The organism is Aliihoeflea aestuarii (assembly GCF_024105665.1).
In the GTDB taxonomy this organism is placed as follows: Bacteria; Pseudomonadota; Alphaproteobacteria; order Rhizobiales; family Rhizobiaceae; genus Aliihoeflea; species Aliihoeflea aestuarii.
Window position 1 is genome coordinate 1 of the sequence record NZ_JAAAMK010000025.1, and the last position, 737, is coordinate 737.

A 737-nucleotide genomic window follows, 5' to 3' on the forward strand; every position below is an offset into this window, starting at 1 on the left:
GGACAGATTGTAGAGGCCGTTGGGCGAGGCAAAGGGCAAGCCATTGTCGCTCCTGATCGCGTAGGGCAGGCCGCGCTCCTTGAAGAGCCGGACGAAACTCTCGATGACCGGCTGCTCCTTCGTCGATTCAAGCGCTTCGCAGGCCAGGATCATGCGCGAGACCTGATCGGTTGCCGTCAGGGGGTAACAATAGCTTCCGTTGCCCGTCTTGAACTCGCCCTTGAAGTCGACACACCACAGATCGTTGGGCGCGGCAGCTTGGGACAGCGGCGTGCCTGCGGCCTTGTTCGCCCGGTTCCTCTTGCGGGCCTGGCTCACAAGGCCGTGACGGTCGAGCACGGCATGCACCGTCGACTTGGCCGGAATGCGCACATCGCCGGCGAGCTTCCTGATCAGCAGCTCCCTGATCTTCCTGGCGCCCCAGTGCGGCTTGCCGCGCTTGCTCTCCACAATCAGCCGCTCGATCTGGGCGGGCAGCTGGTTGGCATAACGGACCGGCCGGCGCGAACGATCGCAAAGCGCCTCCAGGCCGTCATCCTTGTAGCGGTTGAAGATCTTGTAGCCAGTCTTGCGCGAGATGCCGAACTCCCGGCACACCGCGCTCATCCCTTCGCCGTCGAGAAGACGGGCCACGAAGCGTAGACGTTCTTCCATCACCGAACACTCCATCCACGGCATCAACACCTCCCGGCAAAGCCGAAAAGTGTTACCCATGTGTCCGGTACAAAACGTCACCT

1 protein-coding gene is annotated in these 737 nt (G+C 62.3%); it reads right to left on the minus strand.

The features are described from left to right. The coding region (locus tag GTW25_RS20400; protein WP_252914124.1) for a helix-turn-helix domain-containing protein at positions 1–678 on the minus strand (678 nt) is incomplete at its 3' end. Positions 679–737: the final 59 nt, after the last annotated feature.